General features: G+C 61.9%; 2 protein-coding genes. Both read right to left on the bottom strand.

Going from position 1 to position 834, the window contains the following annotated elements; translation table 11 throughout:
* Positions 1 to 333 (bottom strand): GDSL-type esterase/lipase family protein (locus tag EN935_RS38270; RefSeq protein WP_245489171.1); only part of this gene is annotated, 333 nt, incomplete at its 3' end.
* Positions 330 to 740 carry a hypothetical protein gene (locus tag EN935_RS38265; protein ID WP_245468968.1) on the bottom strand — a complete coding sequence of 137 codons (411 nt, stop codon included), beginning with the start codon at positions 738 to 740 and terminating at the stop codon, positions 330 to 332. The genes EN935_RS38270 and EN935_RS38265, both read right to left, overlap by 4 nt.
* Positions 741 to 834: the final 94 nt, after the last annotated feature.

Raw genomic sequence — 834 nt, 5'->3', positions numbered from 1 at the left:
GTCGATCAACCGCTGGATGCCTTGCTTGGCCGCGACCGGATTGCCGTGGATCCACGGCTTCATGTCGTTGGCGCCGAGCATGATGACAATCAGGTCGATCGGCGCATGCGTCGTCAGGACCGTCGGCAGCAGCCTGGCGCCGTTGCGATCAGCACCGGCCAGATGATCGTCGAAGGCCGTGGTGCGGCCGTTGAGGCCATCGGCAATCACTTGCACGCCGGCGCCTAACGCTGCTTGCAGCACGCTCGGCCAGCGGTCTTCCAGCGCATGGCGGCCGCCTTCGGCGTTGTAGCCCCAGGTCAGCGAGTCGCCGTAACAAAGAACCGTCTTCATGCGCCCACCCGTGCGTTGATCAAACCGCGTCCCACCCGCCAGCGCACGAACAGCCAGTGAACCAGCACAGTGGCCAGGTTCGGCAAAACCAGGCCGGCGATGATTGGCATGTCACCTCCCCACTGGCGCTTGCCGATCGGCTGGGAGAACGTCCAGCCGATCAAGCCGAGTCCGATCAGCACGAACAGGACAATCGCGCAAAGGGCCAGCCAGTCGATGATCGCCGGTGCGTTCGAAAAGAGCTGTGCAATGAAAAACACGATCGTCACGCAAATGGTGACAAGCGCGGACGCCATGAACACGAGAATGTATTCTTCCTGCGCATCGGTTTCGACCGCCAGCAATTGAGCGACGAGGCCGCCGGCGAATCCGGAAAGAATGAAAGCGAAGAGGCTGGTGAAGACCATCCGCACCGCCCTCTCCCGTCCTAAACCAGCATGCCCATCGGATTTTCGATCAGCCGCTTGAAGGCGACGAGCAGTTCGGCACCCAGCGCACCAT

Source organism: Mesorhizobium sp. M7D.F.Ca.US.004.03.1.1, assembly GCF_003998635.1.
GTDB lineage: Bacteria > Pseudomonadota > Alphaproteobacteria > Rhizobiales > Rhizobiaceae > Mesorhizobium > Mesorhizobium loti.
The sequence above is the reverse complement of the archived record's forward strand: the minus strand, read 5'-3'. Positions and strand labels throughout refer to the sequence as shown.

Coding starts and splice junctions, on each gene's coding strand:
- EN935_RS38265 (WP_245468968.1), bottom strand. CDS start 740: ATGGTCTTCACCAGCCTCTTCGCTTTCATTCTTTCCGGATTCGCCGGC.